Raw genomic sequence first — 19,284 nt, forward strand, 5'->3', positions numbered from 1 at the left:
TTTAAATTATTTCCTCCTTTTTGCAAAAAAACGCTTCATTAAATCCAAAATTTGATTTACAACAACCCAGCGAATAAATACATAATCTCGAGAAGTTTCTAGTTTAAAAAACATCTTTATTCTAAAACTCTGTTCCTAGTTTAGACAAAACTTTATCCATTTCTATAAAATGCTCTTTTGTGTTTGCAGAATAAAACAATTGATAATTACTCATAATCACAATTACATCATCATCATAATTACCATAAAAGCTTATTCCTTCAAGCCATTGCTTTAATGAAATACCTTTGTTTTTGAAATTTTTACTAATAAAATTCAACTCATGTTGTTCTAATTCAGAAAATGAATCGCATGTAAATTCCAGCGCATAACTAGCCTGAAGAAAAGCCATTGCAGTAAAGAAATCCATTAAAGTTTCCGTTTCTAAGTTCCATTCTTTTTCATCAGTACTCATAAAAACCGGAGGATTCGGTTTTGACAAATCATCTTTATGAATTCCCCAAACACAAGCCTTCTGATTTTCAGAATAAAATATCAAATAATTATTATGCTTATAATATTGAAAACGCTCAGGAATAATTAATAAATCTTGTGTTTGATTTAAACTTTGAATTTTCCCCAATTCGGTATAATAATCAATAAATACCTGTGGAAGTTCCCCAAAGATATCTTTGACAATTTGAATCTCATCATTAGTAAAACCATTAGGTTCTACAATGTGAAATAGTTTTTTTATTATTGAAAAATCATTCATAGTAATTATTTACAAGAGCAAAATAGGAACAAAACTACTTCCTTCTTTTTGCAAAAAAACGCTTCATAAGATCTGCTGCTTCATTTGCCATTACTCCACGAACAACAACTGTTTTAGGATGCAGTTGGGTTCCCATTTTTTCGTAACCTCGGTGTTCATCACTAGCTCCAAAAACAATTTTAGAAATCTGACTCCAATATAAAGCACCTGCACACATCTGGCAAGGTTCCAGCGTTACATAAAGCGTACAATCTTTTAGATATTTTCCGCCTAAAAAATTAGCTGCTGCAGTTATAGCTTGCATTTCGGCATGAGCTGTAACATCATTTAACAATTCGGTTAAATTATGACTTCTTGCAATTACTTTATTATCAATTACAATAATAGCTCCAACAGGAATTTCATCTTTATCAAATGCCATTTCGGCTTCTTGTAAAGCCTTTTTCATAAAATACTCGTCAGTAAAAATATCTATCATGAAACAAAAATACAGTTTTAGTAACTATTTATTATTACATTTATTTTTTGATATAAAAATTATGGAGACAAAACATAAAATAACGATTCCAGAACCCTGCCATGAAAACTGGGACGAAATGACTCCAAAAGACAATGGAAGATTCTGTTCGAGCTGTACAAAAACTGTAGTCGACTTCACAAAAATGCTGCCTAATGAAATTCAACATTTTTTTGCTGCAAATCAGAACAAAAGTGTTTGTGGGAGATTTAAAAATTCTCAATTAGACACGACAACCATTCAAATTCCAAGTCTCGTACTTTATTCACAAACACATTATCACAAAATGTTTTTATTAGCTTTGTTTATCGCTATGGGAACTACATTGTTTAGCTGCCAAGATAAAAATGGAGATAAGAAAAAAATAAATAAAGTAGAAATTGTCGGTAATTCCTCAACTCAGGAAAAAATTATGGTTGGAAAAATTAAAGTTAGTGGAAATGAATCAACTCAGATTCCGCCTCCACCACCTCCAAAAAACAATCAGGTTAAATTTGTAAAACCATCTCCTATAAATCGTGTCGAAACCACTAAAGATAAAAAACAATCTTCAAATAAAATTAAAGAAGATGATTCCGTATTTACTACAGGTGCAGTATTGCAGACAAATGCAGAATTCCCTGGAGGTATTGATCCATTTTACACCTTTTTTGGAAATGAATTTAAAGCACCGGAAAATACAAATGCCAAAAATCTAAAAATTAGAATCTCCTTTGCAGTAGAAAAAAACGGAACTTTGTCATATATTGAATCAGTACCTGCTATTGATAAAACAATAGAAAATGAAATCATTAGAGTTTTAAACTTATCACCAAAATGGCAGCCGGGAGAATCTAATGGAAAAAAAATAAGAATGCAATATTCCTTACCAGTTGTATTGGAATGAGATCTCAGATAAAATTTAAATTTAAAACCGTAAATTTGTTTTTTACTCAAAAATGAAAAACAATTTACTTTCAACTATAAATAATCCAGCCGATCTACGTCTGTTACAAGAAACACAACTTCCTCAAGTTGCTCAGGAATTACGTGATTTCATCATTGATATTGTTTCTGTAAAAGAAGGTCACTTAGGCGCTAGTCTTGGTGTTACTGAACTTACTATTGCATTGCATTACGTATTTAACACTCCTGATGATTTATTGGTTTGGGATGTTGGACATCAAGCTTACGGGCATAAAATATTGACTGAAAGAAGAGAAAACTTTCATACTAACCGTCAACTTCATGGTATTTCAGGCTTCCCTAAAAGAGCCGAAAGTATATATGATACCTTTGGCGTAGGTCATTCCTCTACCTCTATATCGGCAGCATTGGGAATGGCAATTGCATCTAACTTAAAAGGAGATTTCGACAAACATCATATTGCTGTAATTGGCGATGCATCGATTGCATCGGGAATGGCTTTTGAAGGTTTAAATCATGCTGGGGTAACCGATGCTAATTTATTGGTTATTCTTAATGACAATGCTATCGGAATAGACCCAAGTGTCGGTGCTCTTAAAAAATATCTTACTGCTGTAAAAGAAGGAAAAAACCCGAAGAAAAATAATATGATTAAATCATTGAATTTTGATTATTCGGGACCTATTGATGGCCATGATCTTTTTGCTTTGATAAAAGAATTAAAACGATTAAAAAACACAAAAGGACCAAAATTCCTTCACATCGTAACAACCAAAGGAAAAGGATTACTGCAAGCCGAAGAAAATCAGGTTCAATATCATGCTCCTGGGAAATTTGATGCTTCGACTGGTGAAATCATTCCTAAAATCGAGGACAATCTTCCTCCGAAATATCAAGATGTTTTTGGATTAACCATTTTAGATTTAGCGCAGAAGAATGAGAAAATTGTTGGTATTACACCTGCAATGCCCTCAGGAAGTTCTCTCAAATTTATGATGGATGCTTTTCCTAAACGCGCCTTTGATGTGGGTATTGCTGAACAGCATGCAGTAACACTTGCAGCTGGAATGGCTACTCAAGGAATGATTGTGTATTGCAATATCTACTCTACTTTTTTACAACGTGCGTATGACCAAGTTATACATGATGTAGCTTTACAAGATTTACCAGTTATATTTTGCCTTGACAGAGCTGGTCTGGTTGGAGAAGATGGTGCAACTCACCATGGTGTTTTTGATATCGCTTATTTGCGTTGTATCCCTAACATGATAATTTATGCTCCACTAAACGAAATAGCATTACAAAACATTTTGTATACTGCACAATTAGGATTAAACCATTCAATTGCGATTCGATATCCTAGAGGACGTGGCGTAATTACTGATTGGCAAAAGAATTATTTTAAGAATTATGCTACAATCGAAATTGGAGCTGCAACTTGTCTTAAAGACGGTAGTCTAACTGCAGTTTTATCTTCTGGAACAATTGGAAATAATGTGATAACTGCATTGCAAAATAGCAATAATCCAAGTACTATTGCTCACTATGATTTCCCATTCATCAAACCATTAGATGACAAATTATTACATTCTATTTTTGAAAAATTTAAAAACATAATTACTATTGAAGATGGGGTAATAAATGGTGGCTTTGGAACTGCAATTTTAGAGTTTTCTGCCCTTCATAATTACAATGCTAAAATAAAAACATTGGGGGTTCCTGACGCTTTTATTGAACATGGAACTGTTACCGAATTACAACAATTATGTAATATTGACGTTAAAAGTTTAGAAAATCTTTTTTCTCTTGGTTAAAAATAATTATTTTGCGGACCCAAAACAAAAAGTGCCATAATGAAATTATACCATTTACCTATTTTAATATTTTTTTTATTTTGTTCATCTAAAAATTTCGCCCAGAAATCTTTAATTCAAACTCAATTAACGCCAGTAATTCAAACTCAATTACCAGACACACAATCTAATTGGGCTAAAAAAAATAAATTAGGTTTTGACATTACTCAAATTGCTTTTGTTAACTGGAGTGCCGGAGGTACCAGCTCTATTTCAGGGCTGTTTAAAGGGGAATTTTCAAGAGTATACACAAAAGACAATCATAAATGGGCAAATGAACTTCTTTTGAAATATGGTTTAAATAAACAAGATGGAATTGAATTACGTAAAACTGATGATGCTTTTCAATTTAACTCCACTTATGGTTTCAGAAGAGATACACTTTCAAATTGGTATTATTCAGCAAAATTTAATTTAAATTCACAATTCACTAATGGATATTCTTATCCAAATACTGATATTCCTATTTCCAAACTCTTTGCTCCAGCTTATGTGTTCTTAGGAGCAGGAGCTGAGAATGCTAATAAACAAAGAAATCGTACTTTTTATTTCTCACCAATTACTTTAAAAACCACATTGGTATTAGACCAAACTTTGGCAAACCAAGGAGCTTTTGGTGTTAGAAAAGCCACTTATATTGAAGACCCTCTAGATCCTAACAATAAGATTCTAATTGAAAATGGTCAGAAAATAAAAGCTGAATTTGGTATTTTATTAACTGCATACACGAAAAATGAAATTTTCAAAAATATATTTTTCGAAAACCGTCTAAGCTTATATACCGATTACCTCAATAGATTCGGAAATGTCGACATCGACTATGACACTCGTTTAGACTTAGTTGTAAATCAATATGTGAAAGCTAACGTTGGTGTACATTTTGTTTATGACGACGACATTAAATCTAAAAAAGAAGTCGATGGTGCACAAGTTACCCAAGGACCTAAAGCACAATTAAAACAAGTTCTAGGAGTTGGTGTTGTATATGCCTTCTAACTAAGTTGTTTTTCTTCCGTTTATAGTTTCATACAATTCCAATGCATTTCCATCGGTTAACAATGAAACATAATGGCATATATGCAACAATCTTTCATACAATCCTTCTTTTTCTAAATGATGCTTTTCTGGTAGCATTTTTAGAATTAAAGTATCGTAGTTTGATGTCTCACCGTTGTATTTATTATTAAAGGCAGTTATAAATTTATCCAAAAGTGTCTGAATGATTTGATAACCAACTATTTCTTTTTCAATCACTTCACGGCTTTGATATATATTTTGAACACTCAAGTTTATAATATCATTCATTTGGGCTTTATACTGACTTTTATCCATCAATGCATACGGGAATTTCCCTGCAAGAATAGCTTCTTCATTGTCAATAAAAACTTTAACTGCATCATTTATTAAACTTCCAATTGCTAAAGCACGTAAATAACTAATTCGATCTTCTTTAGTGGTCAGTGTTTTATATTTGGCAACACCAATATTATCTTTTACAAGTTTAATCAAGTATTCCAAAGCATAATCCTCTGAAACTAATCCAAGATTTATTCCATCTTCAAAATCAATAATAGTATAACAAATATCATCTGCTGCTTCTACTAAATATGCTAGAGGATGTCTTTCGAAACCAATATCATCTCCTGATTTATTAGATAGCATTCCCATATCAACAGCCACTTTATTAAAGAAGTCTTTATCTGTCTGGAAGAAACCGTATTTTTTATCCGCTATATTTTTGGTTGGTTTTTTAGGCAAACTTTCTTTTGGGTATTTCATGAATGCTCCTAATGTAGCGTATGAAATCCTTAAACCTCCCTCTATTCCTGGACGACTTGCTGTTAAAACAGAAAATCCGTTAGCATTACCTTCAAAATCTATTAAATCTTGCCATTCTTTTTCAGATAAATGCTTTTTGTATTTTTGTCCATTTCCTATTGAGAAATATTCTCCAATTGCTTTTTCTCCTGAATGTCCAAAAGGTGGATTCCCAATATCATGTGCCAGAGAAGCTGCTGCAACTATGGCTCCAAAATCGTTCATATGATACCCATGAATTTCTTTTAGATATGGATATTTTTCGATTATTTTTTTCCCTACTAAGCGTCCTATTGAACGTCCTACTACTGAAACCTCTAAACTATGTGTTAAACGAGTATGTACAAAATCTGTTTTTGAAAGTGGAATTACTTGAGTTTTATCTTGTAGACTTCTAAACGCTGCTGAAAATATTATTCGGTCGTAATCTACTTCAAATCCCAATCGCGTATCATCTTGTTCTACACGTAATCTTTTGCTAGTATCGCCTTGGCGTTTGAGTGATAAAAGTTGTTCCCAGTTCATTGTAATTTTTTTCCAAATTTGTTTTCAAAGATACAGAAATAGATATGTTTTAAAGAAAAACTCGTTTTGTAATTCATCGTCTTTGCAAAATATCCAACAGAACCTAAAATGTCAATGCTGTACTGTGTTTTATTTCTCCCATTACAAAAATACTATTTGTATTACCTATGTTCTCAATGGTAGACAATTTATTCATTACAAAATCCTGATAACTAGTCATGTCCTGAACTAAAATCTTTAGCATAAAGTCATAATCTCCGGCAATATTATAGCATTCGATAATTTCTGGAAGTGCAACAATGTCTTTTACAAAATTACTTCCCACGTTTTTTGCATGTTCTTTTAATCGAACATTACAAAAGACAATCATCCCCCTATTCATCTTTTTCTTATCAAGTAATGCTACATATTTTGTAATATACCCATCTCTTTCCAATCGTTTTATGCGTTCATAAACTGGTGTAACAGTAAGAAATAATTTGCTTGCCAAGTCTTTTGTATTGATATTTGAGTTCTCCTGAAGGTGTTTCAAGATCTCTAAATCTGTTTTATCTAGATTTTCCATAGTAATTTTTACGGCTAAGGTTCGTTTTAAAAGGATTCGTCAGTATTATAATCTTCAAAAATCAACTTAATTAAGTTTATTTACTTAAATATAAGCCAAATATAAGTTTTAAAAACCAATACAATAAATTTGTTCAGTAAAAAATACTGAAACAAAATGAAAACAAATAATTTAGGTTATCCTCGAATCGGCAGTAACAGAGAATTAAAAAAAGCTAGTGAATTATACTGGGCTGGAAAAATTTCGGTTGAAGAACTTTTGGCAGTTGGAAAAAACATTCGTCAAGAAAACTGGCAATTACAAGCTGAATCTGGCATCGATTTAATCCCATCGAATGATTTCTCATTTTATGACCAAGTTTTAGATCTAACATTAACTTTGGGGGCAATTCCTGAACGTTATACTGATTTTACAAGAACAAACTCTTCTATTGATTTATATTTTGCAATGGCAAGAGGTTCTCAAAAAAACGAACAAGATGTTGTTGCCATGGAAATGACAAAATGGTTTGATACAAACTACCATTATATCGTTCCTGAATTTACCAAAAACCAAAAGTTTACTTTATTTTCAGAAAAAATAATCAATGAATTTAAGGAAGCCAATGATTTAGGTATTACCACAAAACCAGTACTTATAGGGCCTATCTCATACTTACTTTTAGGAAAAGAAAAAGAAGAAGGCTTTCATAGAATCGATCTTATTGATTCATTACTTCCTGTATATTTTGAAATTTTCAAAAAATTAGAAGCCGAAAATGCAACTTACATCCAACTAGACGAACCTTTCTTGGCTTTGAATTTGACTGATAAAGAACGAGCTACTTACACGAAAGTATACACTGAAATCAACAAACGTTTTCCCAACATTAAAATCATTCTCGCTAATTATTTTGACTGTTTTGGAGAAAACCTAGCTACAGTATTGGCACTACCAGTTGATACACTACATTTAGATTTAGTTCGCTGTCCATTACAATTAGATGATATTTTAGAATCTAATCAATTATTACCAAATGTAAATCTTTCTCTTGGTTTAGTAGACGGAAGAAACATCTGGAAAAACGACTTTAAAAATTCATTGCCAATTATCGAGAAGGCTGTAACTGCTCTTGGCAAAAACAGAATATTAATTGCTCCTTCTTGTTCATTAATTCACAGTCCATGCGATTTAGAATTGGAAACAAACAACGAGACTCTTACTCCCGAAATCAAACAATGGTTGGCTTTTGCTAAACAGAAAATACAAGAAGTTGTTTTATTAAAACAGTTTGCTGCTAAAGAAATAGACACTACAAACTCTATTCGTTTTGCAGAAAACACTTTGGCAAATGAAAACAGAAAAACATCCAAGCTTATTCATAACGAATCGGTTAAAAATCGTGTAGCAAACATTGCTACTAATGATGACAAACGTAAAAACACTTTTGCTATTCGTCGTAAAAAGCAAATAGATGCATTAAACCTTCCTTTGTTCCCAACAACAACAATCGGTTCGTTTCCGCAAACTCCTGAGGTTCGTAGTTGGAGAGCAAAATTTAAAAAAGGGGATTTATCCCAACAACAATACGACGATTTAATAAAGAAAGAAACCGAAGAAACGATTCGTTTTCAAGAAGAAACTGGAATTGACGTTCTTGTTCATGGTGAATTTGAGCGCAACGACATGGTCGAATATTTTGGTGAGCAATTAGACGGATTTACATTCACCAAAAATGGCTGGGTACAAAGTTATGGTAGCCGTTGTGTAAAACCTCCTGTAATTTATGGAGATGTTTCTAGACCAAAACCAATGACTGTAAAATGGTCTGAGTATGCACAATCGCTAACTCCAAAATGGTTAAAAGGAATGTTAACTGGTCCTGTAACAATCTTGCAATGGTCGTTTGTACGTAACGATCAACCACGTTCTCAAACTTGTACTCAAATTGCTTTGGCTATAAGAGATGAAGTAGTCGATTTAGAAAATGCTGGAATTAAAATAATCCAAATTGATGAACCTGCTATTCGTGAAGGATTACCATTGCGTAAGGAAGAATGGGCAACTTACTTAGATTGGGCTGTAAAAGCATTCCGTATTTCGGCTAGTGGTGTTAAAGACGATACACAAATCCACACCCATATGTGTTACAGTGAATTTAATGATATCATCCAAAATATCGCCGATATGGATGCTGATGTAATCACTATCGAATGTTCGCGTTCACAAATGGAATTACTAGATGCTTTTGCCGATTTTAAATATCCTAATGAAATTGGTCCTGGAGTTTACGACATTCACTCTCCTCGCGTTCCTTCTAGCAAAGAGATGGTAAAGCTACTTGAGAAAGCTTCGGCTGTTATTCCGGTAAATCAACTTTGGGTTAATCCTGATTGTGGCTTAAAAACGCGTCATTGGGATGAAACTAAAAAAGCACTAATCGAAATGGTTGCTGCAGCTCAAGAAATGAGAGCAACTGTTGAAACCGAAGTAAGCCTATAATTTTTGTTTTTTATTGCCAACAAGTGAAATCGAAAATCTTGTAGTTATGATTTATTCCGGCTTCACTTTAGTTGGCATTAAAACTGTATTATTTGCTAAAAAATAAAAAAGCACCCCAATGGGGTGCTTTTAAATTGAAAACTAATCTAAGATTAGAAATTCTTAGAAATTCCAATGCTAGCAGTTCTACCGAAATTGAAATAAAATTCATTAATATCTCTTCCGTTATTATCATAACTTAATGTTTCGTATCCTAAACCTCCAATACTAAAGTTTAAACCAAAACCATTTTTCATGTTAATGAAAAGAGCTGGTGTAACACCAACATACATACCATCAGCTTTTGCTTTTGTAGAAAGATTTCCAGTATATGACTTATCTGTTTGATTTTTGAAACCTGCACCCATATCAGCAAAAACAGAAAAAGTTGAGCTTAATGGCACTGAATAACGTACAAAAGCTCCTAATTTGAAAGCATTAGTTTTGTATTCAGTCATTCCTTGATCATCTTTAGAAGAAGATACACTAAATTCACCTCCAACAGTCCAATTATCATTAAATTGGTAACCTACTTTAGGAGAAAAACCAAATTCGCTTTGTTTTCTTTCAACACCTTGGAAATCTGTAGTTTTAGAAGTGTAATCAATGTTTCCACCAACTAAGATTGATCCTTTTTGAGCATTTGCAAAGCTACAGATAGCTAATGTAGCAATAAGTAAAAATTTTTTCATTTTGTTTGTTTGTTTTTAAAAATTCAGATTCGATTTAACAATAACAATGCCGTCATTACTGATAATTTATATTTATTTTAAGAATTCTTTGAAAGACAATTTTTAGTAATCAATCGGATTTCTGTTTACTTTTGCAACAAATAAAAAAGCCATGTCAATAGAAGTAAACAGCATATCAAAAAGTTACGGTACTCAAAAAGCTTTAGACGAAATTTCGTTTTCGATTAAAAAGGGAGAAATTGTTGGATTTCTTGGTCCAAATGGAGCAGGAAAATCTACTCTAATGAAAATTTTGACTACTTATTTACTTGCCGATAGTGGTTCAGCACTTGTAAATAGTCATGATGTCATGACAAACGCTAAAGCAGTACAACTATCTATTGGCTATTTACCAGAACACAATCCACTGTATTTAGATTTGTATGTTCGTGAGTATTTGGCTTTTAATGCCGATGTTTATCATGTGACAAAATCAAGAATTGAAGAAGTCATTCAACTGACAGGCCTGTCAGCTGAAAGTCATAAAAAAATAGGACAGTTGTCTAAAGGATATCGTCAGCGTGTAGGATTGGCAAATGCATTATTGCATAATCCTGATGTTTTAATTCTTGATGAACCAACAACTGGTCTAGATCCCAACCAGTTAATAGAAATTAGAAATGTTATTAAGAATGTAGGTAAAGACAAAACTGTTTTTTTATCTACTCACATTATGCAAGAAGTTGAAGCTATTTGTGACAGAGTTATTATTATTAACAACGGAAAAATCGTTACTGACAAGAAACTTGATAAATTAATTTCTGAAGATAAGGAACAAGTTATCGAAGTTGAGTTTGATTATCAGGTAGAAGAACAGTTACTTGCCAAACTAGAAAACATTAGTTCATATAAAAATACTCATGACATGATTTGGGAACTGACATTTGTTACTGAAAAAGATATGCGACCTGCTATTTTTGATTTTGCAACTGCCAATGGATTAAAAACATTACAGCTCAATCAAAAAAATAAAAACTTAGAAGCTGTATTTAGAGAAATCACTAAATAAGTCAACTGTCTCCGTATTTAGTTTACAATCTCAGTTTACATTTTACATTTCAACAGTTACTTATAAAAACTCCAATTCATTTTATAGAATGAATTGGAGTTTTTCATTTAACGATACCTCCTCAAACCATATTTTTACAGATATTATCTCTTGATTCCTTCTTAAAATTAGCCTAAAAAACAAACCCAACAATACCATTTAAGCCTTATTTAAAACTCCGTAGCTTCTAATTACTAGAGGGTTATCATCTACAATGAAATTTTGAATTATTTTTATTTAGACTTGTTACAAATAGTATTATATTTGAAGTTTAAAATTTATAAATAATACACAATCATGTTTTTATTTTACCCATCAAAAATCATCTCCCCTGCGCTTTTAAACAGCACATTTTATCTTCAAAAAAATTACTCTGATGTAATCATTAAAATGATTTTCGTTCCAATTAAAGATTCCATTTTCTTATTCCGAATTCTATCTCTTTAAAACAAGATACATTATAGAGCAACTATACATTTTAGGCTTAATTCAAAAGCCATTTTATTATTCCCATAAATTAAAACAAATAATATGAAAAATATTATAACATCCATTATGCTTGCATTTTCTGTTTATGCCTCGGCACAAACTGAGAAAGAAAAAGATAGTATTATCGAAACATCAATAAATGCATTAGATGAAATCATAATTGTAAAAAAGAAAGTTCTTTATACCCAAAAATCAGATCGCATGGTTTTTAACGTAGAGAACAGCATTGTAGCTGAAGGAGGAACTGCACTAGATGTATTAATGCGTGCTCCTGGCGTTGTGGTGTCTCAGGACGGAGAATTATCTATTAGAGGGCAACAAGGTGTTGGCGTAATGATAAATGGCAAATTAACACAGCTTTCGCAGAAAGAACTCGCAAACTATTTGAAATCGACAACCTCATCCAATATAAAACAAATAGAAGTTATTACTAATCCATCTTCTAAATATGATGCCACTGGTAAAGCTGGAATGATTAATATTATATTAAAAAAGCCAAGTACGTCTGGAATAAAAGGAACCGTATTCTCTAGTTATGGAAGAGGTAGAAAAAACAGAACCAACTCTGGAATGAATTTAAGCTACAACAAAGACAAATTTGGTGTTTATGGTAATTACAGCTATACCTTTAGAGGAGAAGAGGAACGTAAAAAATTTGAACAAATTCAATTCAAAGATAGTAATAGACAAGAAGTCGCTACAACGAACCACCAATACTCGACAACAAACGAACCTCTTACATCCAATAATTTTAAAATTGGAACGTCTTATGAAGTTTCTTCTAAAACAAATTTAGAAGTTTCGCTTGACGCAAAAATTGGTCGCTATCAAAATATTGCCAACGGTGGAAATTCTTTATTTAATAACTTAAATCAATTAGAATTTAATGCTTTAACATACAATGACAGTAAAGAAAAGTGGTTTGATTACACCTATGCTCTTTCAGGAGTTCACAAATTTAATACTGAAGGTAAAAATATGACCTTTGATTTTGAATATGAAACCTCAAAATTTAGATCTAATCAATTTCAAAGCGCCTACAATTTAATTCCTAGTACTCCAATAAATGACCGAAGAGGTTATATACCTTCTCATCTAAAAGTTTTCACTGGAAAAGTAGATTTTACAAATCCAATAAAAGAGAAACAAACTCTAGAATGGGGGTTTAAAGCAAGTGTAAAAAATAATGACAACCCTTCTGTTTATGAATATTATAATAACGAATGGATTGTTGATCTTAATTCAACAAATCATTTTGTATATGACGAACAGATTTATGCTGCCTACGCTAACTACAAATACAAACTAGAAAATCTTAGCATTCAAGGTGGAATAAGAACCGAATACACTGCAATTGATATTAACCAAAAAACATTAGATGAGAATCACAAAGATGATTATTTAAAATGGTTCCCTAGCCTAGCATTAAAATATGAAATGAACACGAATCATTCTGTACACGCATCTTACAGCAAGAGAATCAACAGACCAAGTCAGTTTGATTTAAATCCTTTCCGTTTTTACGATGACTCATTTAATTATTCGCAAGGAAATCCTGATCTGATTCCAGAAATTACTCATTCAACAGAGATAGGGTATTCTTGGAAAAGTGCATTTATGGCTTCTGTATATTTTAACCAAACTAAAAATGTTTTCACAGAAATATATGTTTATAATCCAGTAGATAACACAACAGTAACGTCACAAATCAATGCTAAAAAATCTTTTAATTATGGTGTAAACATAACCAATACTACCGAAGTCTATAAATGGTGGTCTGTAAATACATTGTTGAATGTTTTTGAAAATAAATTTGAAGGAAACATGATTAATACAAATAAAATTGATCCTATAGTAACCTTAAATTTAAATGTTCAAAATTCATTTACTATTACTGATAGCTGGAAGGCTGAAGCTAATGCTCAGTATCAATCAAAATCAAATGTTGGGATTTATGAAAGAGATAGCTTCTTTGATTTCAGCATCGGATTGTCAAAACAAGTTCTTGCTAATAAAGGCAGTATAAAGTTTAATGTTACTGATATTTTTAATACTAATAAATACAATATCAATTCGGTTATCGGACAAACTAGCATAGACAAAAGATACAACCTTGATAGTCGTGTAGCAACAATCTCTTTTACTTACAGAATCTAAAAAGACATAATTACAATATAAAAGCCCATGAGAAATCATGGGCTTTCTTTGTTTTATATAGCTATCTCAGTAAACGCAATCACTATTTTGATTAACAAATCATGTCTTTTTAAACTGTGTTTCAAACTAGATGATAAAGGATCAAAAGGGTGCTTTTAGCTAAGTATTATCCTTAAATAGAAGCTAAGCTAGAGTCAATAAAATCACACTAATTGAATTCTGTTTATAACATAAAAAAGTCTTTTGAAAAGTACGAATACTTTCAAAAGACTTTAACTAACTAAAAATATGTAAAAAAAGTAATCTTAAATTTTAACTCCAGGTTTTGTTTTTTTCTTTCTACCCCACCAAATATAAAAACCTGTAACTGGTAAACTGGCACATATTAAACTAGCCGTAAAATATAGAATCTTAGTTGGTATTCCTCCAATAGCCCCAATGTGAAGACTATAATTGGATCGCATAAGCCATTTTGAGAAACGCTCATTGTCTATATATTTTTGTGAATTTGGCTGTAATTCCAATGTTTTTGAATCAAAGTACAAATCCCTCCAAATCCCTTTATTCATGTCTGTACAAGCATAAAAATCATCTTCTGGTTCATCTGGTAGGTGAATGATAATTGCTTCTTTATTTTCTTTAGCAATTTCCTTTCTTACTTTGTTCCAAATAATATCGGCTGCAGCAAGCATATCTATTTCTTTTATAGATAAAGTATCTTTTACAGCAGTAATAACTTGTTCTTTTTTATCTTTTCCATCAGCCCAACCACCACTTATCCAGTACGTGCTTGCTCTGATCCATTGAAAACTCATCACCAATCCTGTAAAAGAAATAAGCACTGCTAGTATGATAGCGTAAAATCCCATTACATTGTGCAGATCATAATTCAAGCGCTTGAATTTAGCATCCCATTTTATCTTAAAACTAGCATTTCTAGTAGTTTTATTCCATTTTTTAGGAAACCAAAGTATAAGACCACTTATAAGTAAGAAAAAGAAAATTAAGGTTCCCCATGCTGTTACTTGCGAACCAATATCACGACCTAACCATACATAGCGATGTCCTTCATCCATAATGTGAAAAAAATCTTCATGATCTACCATTCCAGTAATAGCTCCATTATACGGATTTACATAAATCAAAGAATCTGATTCTACATCAACTTTTATTGTTTTATCTAAACCATTATACCAGAAACCATGAATCTCTTTATTAGGCAATGCTTTACTAACTGCTTTATATATTTTAGAGGGTGGTAATACTTTATCTGATTCTTGGGCTTCTACATTTAACCAAGGTGATGTTGCATGTTTGATTTCTTGTTCAAAAACCAAAATACAACCTGTAATCCCCATTATCAATACAACAAGTCCCGAAGCAAGTCCCAACCATAAATGCAACCAAGCATTGATTTTACTAAAACGTGATTTTCCTTTATTTGGTGGCTTATTTGTACGGCTTTTGATAGTAGTCATGGGAGTATAATTTTATAGGTAATAGTTTTTTTGGGCAAAAAAGGCATATAAAATGGCTTGAGGCATTATAATCCTCAAGCCACATAAATCATAATTAATTTATCGGGTAAGTTTTCCGATTGCAGGCAAGTAAAGTCCTTCTTTAATAACGGCTCCAGCTTTGGCAGTACCTGTTGCAATATCTATTTGATAAACACGAGCCACATCACCAACTACAAAACTTTTATATGCTTTTCCATTTTCTACAAACATGCTGCCTAACCCAAAAAACTCATCTCCACCATGATCAGGTAATCCTGTAACTGGCAAAATTGTTTTAGCTGCTAAATCAAGAATTGCAGATTTGAATATAGCTTTTGTTCCCAAAAAATTATAATATGTATCCTTTGAATCTACATTATTAGGAATATAAGATATAAAAACCTTTTCTCCTCCTAATGGATATGCTGCTAGCACTTTTCCATCAAGAGAACTTTCCTGAATATTAAAGAAATAATTTGCATCAAATTTGTCTTCTCCTTTTTTAATACGCAATATACCTGAAGAAACAGCAGTAGGAGGATAACCACCAGCATGTGCATTAGATGAAAATGTATAGATATCTCCAGATCCAGTTTGTACAATTCCAGTATTCTCATAATAAATACCAATAGCAGCTGTTCTAGTATCTTTAATAGTATTTATATATTCCAAAGAAGGATATTTATAAACTTTAATAACTGCATCAGATGATAGTACTACATTCTTTTTGTCTTTAACATTTTTCATGTAAACTGGCACAAATAGTCTATCTCCCGAAACAGCTGCTCCAGTTGGCCAATACAATATATCTTTATCTCCAGGAGTAACACTAAAATCGTTAGTCTTACGGTTTTCAATAGAAACTTTTGCTGGATTGTAAATCATTAATTCACAATCAGAAGAACTACCATCCCAAGTAGCTGCTATATTAATTAGTTTTTTATCATCTGTGTAACCAACAGCATAAGATGATTCTAAAGCAAGCTTAGATCCTGCTGTTAACTTTCCTGCATCATTAAGAAAAAATGACACAGATCCTTCATCACTAGTACTTAAAGCAAAAAATGTATTCTCGACAGGAAAGCAACTCCCTCCTTGTTCTTTACCAACACCTTTTGCACTTATTTCTCCTGTCATTAATTGGTCAATAGAATTAAAATCTAATATATACTGTGTATAGTCTGCTAACCAATATGAAGCAACGTACTTAGAACCTGTAAAAGCTGTTTCGTCTTTTGGGGCAGCATCATCACTACTACAAGAAAAAATAGATAACGATAGGAATGCTAAAGCAAAACCTTTTTGAAATTTGTTTATCATGATTTATAATTATTAAGGGGTTATTATTAAAATTGAATATTACTTATTGAAGAAAATATCTAAACTTAACTGAAAAAGCACGTCCTGGCTTCTGAACTTTAAAATAGTCATACACCTTTACATCAGTAATATTTCTACATTCAAAAGCAAAATTGTATTTGCCGTTTAAAAAAGAATAGGAAACCATTGCATTTTGAGTAAACTGCTCTGGGATTGCTTTTTTAGTTTCTAGTTCACCTAATATTGGCCAAGTCAAATAAAAAGCATCAATATAATTAGCACTAACATTTACCGAAAATTGGTCGTGCTTGTACTTGATATTTTTAAAATTAAAAGTTAAATCCGCATTACCATAAAAAATGGGAACGTTAGGTAATTGCGCATCATATAATTCATCTGGAATAGTAGTTCCTAATTTAAATTTATTTTTGTTAAGACTTTTTTGATAGGTACTGTTTATTTCGAATGTAAGTAAATCACCGTATCCATATCGAAAAACACCATCAATACCAGTTACTTGCACACTTTGAATATTCTCATTAACACTTGCATTACCAACTCGTCTTTCTTGTATGAAATCCTTAGCTTGTCTATAAATTAAACTGGTTTCGGCACTAAACTGATGTTTGTTTTTTTGAGTAAGAAAAGCAAGTCCAAAATTGGCATTATCACTGCTTTCTGGTCGCAAACCTATATTGCTATTTATCGTTAATCCATCACCTAACATTTCTACACCCAAAGGCAAACGATACGCATGTTCATAAGAAGCTTTTATTTGTAATTTATCAAATAAATAATATGCAGCTGTGGCACCATAACCATAATCAGTTGAAGACGACGATAGTGTTTCGTCTTTAGTAATCATCTTTGTATCTAAAGTAAAGATTTTACCAAATGCAGAAATTGCCAGCCTATTGTCTAATCCACTAAAATTATAAGCTATCCCAGTAATATTTTTATTAATCGAAGGTTTTCCGAGCGAGAGATTCTCTTTATACTCATCAGTTTCTTTTCGGCTATATCCTATATATGAATAATTTAAACTTACCGAATGCTGTTCATGAATTTGATATCTTAAATTTGCAGCAGCTTGTAAATTTTCTTCATCGTAAACAAATATTGTTTTATCTGCCAACTCTCCTCTGTCGTTATTTCCTGCAAATTGTCTGTAGGTATAATTTCCCGACCAATCATAAACTCTTGAAGAAGTATCTACAGAACGATTATTTACCAAAGCGTAAGTAGTATTAAAATTAAATGATAATCCTTTAGTAAAAAGATTGTCTTTTTTATATTTTAAAGAAGATATAAAACTTTCACTATCGGTAAAAGCTTGTCCAACTACTTTATCCATCGTTTTACCTTGTTGAATTTCTTTTTTGTTCCCAGACATCCCAAAACCAACAAGTAAATAATCGGCATATTTTTTATTCTTAAATCCAGCTTCTGCCATTATTGTCCCCGACTTATAACCATCATGAAAGTGTTTGTACTTTTGTTCTGGTAAATATTTTGAAGTATTTTTATCAACAATACTCACATCAACTTTATAATCATTATCTGAGTAATTAGTAAAAGCGTTTATATTGGCAATAAATCCATCTTTACCAGAAAACCTTGTGTTTATTGCAGCTCTATGTGTATTAAATGAACCATAACTATAAGAGGCATCAATGTATCTATTCACACTTTTATTAGTTATAATATTAACTGCACCTCCTAAAGCATCTGCACCCAGTTCAATAGGAACAACCCCTTTGTATACATCAATTCTTTCAGCCATATTTACAGGAATATTATTCAGTGTAAGCGAAGAACCATAACTATCCATAGGAATTCCGTCTAAAAAGAACTTAACCTGATTACCAGAGAACCCGTTTAATGAAAAATTAAAAGCCGATCCCATCCCTCCATATTCACGAATACGTACCCCTGTCGTTTTATTAAGAACTTGGTTTAAGTCAGCATTAGTATTGTATGTTTTTTTAAGATCGACAGCCGTAATATTATAAGCTTGTTCTCTTACTCGCTGTACTTTAGATTTTCCTTTTACAGCTACTTCATTCAAGGCAGCCATATCTTCCTGCATAGTGATATCCGAAACTATTTTACCTCCTTGCTTTAAAGTAATTGCAGTATGTGTCGTTTTGTAACCAACGTAAGTAACGACAAGAATATAATTACCTGGTTCGGCACTCATCTTATATTCTCCCTTGCTATTTGTGAGTGTAGCATACGCCGTTCCCTTTAAAGCTACCGAAACTGCTTCCCCTGGCATCTGATTGCTTATCAAAACAATTCCCGATATAGTTGATTTATTTTTTTGTGAAAAAACCTGCATGGTGGTCATTAAAACCAATAATAGAATTCCTATTTTATGTAGTCGCATTAACTTTTAATTAAAAATGAACAATAGATATGTAAATTAATTTATGACAAAATTAACTGTTAGACATAAAAGAATCAAGCTTGTTTTTAATTATTCTAAATAAGTATAGTATTTAACTTTTATAATAGTTTTTATTTAATAAAATGAACATTTCTTAAACTTTTTGTAAATTTTAAACTTAAAAAATTCCAAA

Annotated in this window: 14 protein-coding genes; 6 read left to right on the forward strand and 8 right to left on the reverse strand. The window is 31.8% G+C overall.

The window, feature by feature from the left end; translation table 11 throughout:
- Window positions 1-121: 121 nt before the first annotated feature.
- Together LNQ49_RS09905 and LNQ49_RS09910 are read right to left on the reverse strand one after the other, a co-directional pair.
- Window positions 122-754 carry a hypothetical protein gene (locus tag LNQ49_RS09905; protein WP_229988609.1) on the reverse strand — a complete coding sequence of 211 codons (633 nt, stop codon included), beginning with the start codon at window positions 752-754 and terminating at the stop codon, window positions 122-124.
- A 34-nt stretch (window positions 755-788) separates the two neighbouring features.
- Window positions 789-1,232: a nucleoside deaminase gene (locus LNQ49_RS09910; protein ID WP_229988610.1), complete on the reverse strand. Its 444-nt coding sequence runs from the start codon at window positions 1,230-1,232 to the stop codon at window positions 789-791.
- Here LNQ49_RS09910 and LNQ49_RS09915 point away from each other — a divergent pair.
- The 3 genes from LNQ49_RS09915 to LNQ49_RS09925 are packed head-to-tail and all read left to right on the forward strand — an operon-like array spanning window position 1,231 to window position 5,026.
- Window positions 1,231-2,157 (forward strand): hypothetical protein, encoded by a 927-nt coding sequence (locus LNQ49_RS09915; protein ID WP_229988611.1) that lies wholly within the window; start codon window positions 1,231-1,233, stop codon window positions 2,155-2,157. The two genes, LNQ49_RS09910 and LNQ49_RS09915, sit on opposite strands and share 2 nt — an antisense overlap.
- A 52-nt stretch (window positions 2,158-2,209) precedes the next feature.
- On the forward strand, window positions 2,210-3,991 hold the full coding sequence (locus tag LNQ49_RS09920) for a 1-deoxy-D-xylulose-5-phosphate synthase (RefSeq protein ID WP_229988612.1): 1,782 nt from the start codon (window positions 2,210-2,212) through the stop codon (window positions 3,989-3,991).
- 39 nt (window positions 3,992-4,030) lie between these two features.
- Complete coding sequence (locus LNQ49_RS09925; RefSeq protein WP_229988613.1) at window positions 4,031-5,026, forward strand: DUF3078 domain-containing protein; 996 nt, start codon at window positions 4,031-4,033, stop codon at window positions 5,024-5,026.
- On the opposite strand, the gene LNQ49_RS09930 is transcribed toward LNQ49_RS09925, so the two are convergent.
- Both LNQ49_RS09930 and LNQ49_RS09935 read right to left on the reverse strand, forming a co-directional pair.
- A complete protein-coding gene (locus tag LNQ49_RS09930) occupies window positions 5,027-6,373 on the reverse strand; it encodes a deoxyguanosinetriphosphate triphosphohydrolase (RefSeq protein ID WP_229988614.1) in 1,347 nt (448 codons plus the stop codon).
- Between the two features lie 103 nt (window positions 6,374-6,476).
- Window positions 6,477-6,938 (reverse strand): Lrp/AsnC family transcriptional regulator, encoded by a 462-nt coding sequence (locus tag LNQ49_RS09935; RefSeq protein WP_229988616.1) that lies wholly within the window; start codon window positions 6,936-6,938, stop codon window positions 6,477-6,479.
- 156 nt (window positions 6,939-7,094) lie between these two features.
- On the opposite strand from LNQ49_RS09935, the gene metE reads away from it, so the two are divergent.
- A complete protein-coding gene (gene metE, locus LNQ49_RS09940; RefSeq protein ID WP_229988618.1) occupies window positions 7,095-9,419 on the forward strand; it encodes a 5-methyltetrahydropteroyltriglutamate--homocysteine S-methyltransferase in 2,325 nt (774 codons plus the stop codon).
- A 152-nt stretch (window positions 9,420-9,571) separates the two neighbouring features.
- On the opposite strand, the gene LNQ49_RS09945 is transcribed toward metE, so the two are convergent.
- On the reverse strand, window positions 9,572-10,150 hold the full coding sequence (locus LNQ49_RS09945; protein WP_229988619.1) for an outer membrane beta-barrel protein: 579 nt from the start codon (window positions 10,148-10,150) through the stop codon (window positions 9,572-9,574).
- Between the two features lie 151 nt (window positions 10,151-10,301).
- Between LNQ49_RS09945 and gldA the strand changes: the two genes are divergently transcribed.
- Entirely contained in the window at window positions 10,302-11,198 is an 897-nt protein-coding gene (gene gldA / locus LNQ49_RS09950) for a gliding motility-associated ABC transporter ATP-binding subunit GldA (protein WP_229988620.1), read from the forward strand.
- Window positions 11,199-11,768: 570 nt separating this feature from the next.
- Entirely contained in the window at window positions 11,769-13,883 is a 2,115-nt protein-coding gene (locus LNQ49_RS09955) for a TonB-dependent receptor domain-containing protein (RefSeq protein WP_229988621.1), read from the forward strand.
- Between the two features lie 305 nt (window positions 13,884-14,188).
- Here LNQ49_RS09955 and LNQ49_RS09960 read toward each other — a convergent pair whose 3' ends face one another.
- The 3 genes from LNQ49_RS09960 to LNQ49_RS09970 form a co-directional block, all read right to left on the reverse strand.
- On the reverse strand, window positions 14,189-15,361 hold the full coding sequence (locus LNQ49_RS09960; protein ID WP_229988622.1) for a PepSY-associated TM helix domain-containing protein: 1,173 nt from the start codon (window positions 15,359-15,361) through the stop codon (window positions 14,189-14,191).
- Between the two features lie 99 nt (window positions 15,362-15,460).
- Entirely contained in the window at window positions 15,461-16,702 is a 1,242-nt protein-coding gene (locus tag LNQ49_RS09965; RefSeq protein ID WP_229988623.1) for a DUF4374 domain-containing protein, read from the reverse strand.
- Between the two features lie 43 nt (window positions 16,703-16,745).
- On the reverse strand, window positions 16,746-19,091 hold the full coding sequence (locus LNQ49_RS09970) for a TonB-dependent receptor (protein WP_229988624.1): 2,346 nt from the start codon (window positions 19,089-19,091) through the stop codon (window positions 16,746-16,748).
- Window positions 19,092-19,284 lie beyond the last annotated feature (193 nt).

This window comes from Flavobacterium pisciphilum, from assembly GCF_020905345.1.
Taxonomy (GTDB): domain Bacteria; phylum Bacteroidota; class Bacteroidia; order Flavobacteriales; family Flavobacteriaceae; genus Flavobacterium; species Flavobacterium pisciphilum.

What these genes read in the sequence shown, in the direction of transcription:
- LNQ49_RS09905 (WP_229988609.1), bottom strand. Translation starts at nt 754, where the DNA reads ATGAATGATTTTTCAATAATAAAAAAACTATTTCACATTGTAGAACCT.
- LNQ49_RS09915 (WP_229988611.1), top strand. Translation starts at nt 1,231, where the DNA reads ATGAAACAAAAATACAGTTTTAGTAACTATTTATTATTACATTTATTT.
- LNQ49_RS09910 (WP_229988610.1), bottom strand. Translation starts at nt 1,232, where the DNA reads ATGATAGATATTTTTACTGACGAGTATTTTATGAAAAAGGCTTTACAA.
- LNQ49_RS09920 (WP_229988612.1), top strand. Translation starts at nt 2,210, where the DNA reads ATGAAAAACAATTTACTTTCAACTATAAATAATCCAGCCGATCTACGT.
- LNQ49_RS09925 (WP_229988613.1), top strand. Translation starts at nt 4,031, where the DNA reads ATGAAATTATACCATTTACCTATTTTAATATTTTTTTTATTTTGTTCA.
- LNQ49_RS09930 (WP_229988614.1), bottom strand. Translation starts at nt 6,373, where the DNA reads ATGAACTGGGAACAACTTTTATCACTCAAACGCCAAGGCGATACTAGC.
- LNQ49_RS09935 (WP_229988616.1), bottom strand. Translation starts at nt 6,938, where the DNA reads ATGGAAAATCTAGATAAAACAGATTTAGAGATCTTGAAACACCTTCAG.
- metE (WP_229988618.1), top strand. Translation starts at nt 7,095, where the DNA reads ATGAAAACAAATAATTTAGGTTATCCTCGAATCGGCAGTAACAGAGAA.
- LNQ49_RS09945 (WP_229988619.1), bottom strand. Translation starts at nt 10,150, where the DNA reads ATGAAAAAATTTTTACTTATTGCTACATTAGCTATCTGTAGCTTTGCA.
- gldA (WP_229988620.1), top strand. Translation starts at nt 10,302, where the DNA reads ATGTCAATAGAAGTAAACAGCATATCAAAAAGTTACGGTACTCAAAAA.
- LNQ49_RS09955 (WP_229988621.1), top strand. Translation starts at nt 11,769, where the DNA reads ATGAAAAATATTATAACATCCATTATGCTTGCATTTTCTGTTTATGCC.
- LNQ49_RS09960 (WP_229988622.1), bottom strand. Translation starts at nt 15,361, where the DNA reads ATGACTACTATCAAAAGCCGTACAAATAAGCCACCAAATAAAGGAAAA.
- LNQ49_RS09965 (WP_229988623.1), bottom strand. Translation starts at nt 16,702, where the DNA reads ATGATAAACAAATTTCAAAAAGGTTTTGCTTTAGCATTCCTATCGTTA.
- LNQ49_RS09970 (WP_229988624.1), bottom strand. Translation starts at nt 19,091, where the DNA reads ATGCGACTACATAAAATAGGAATTCTATTATTGGTTTTAATGACCACC.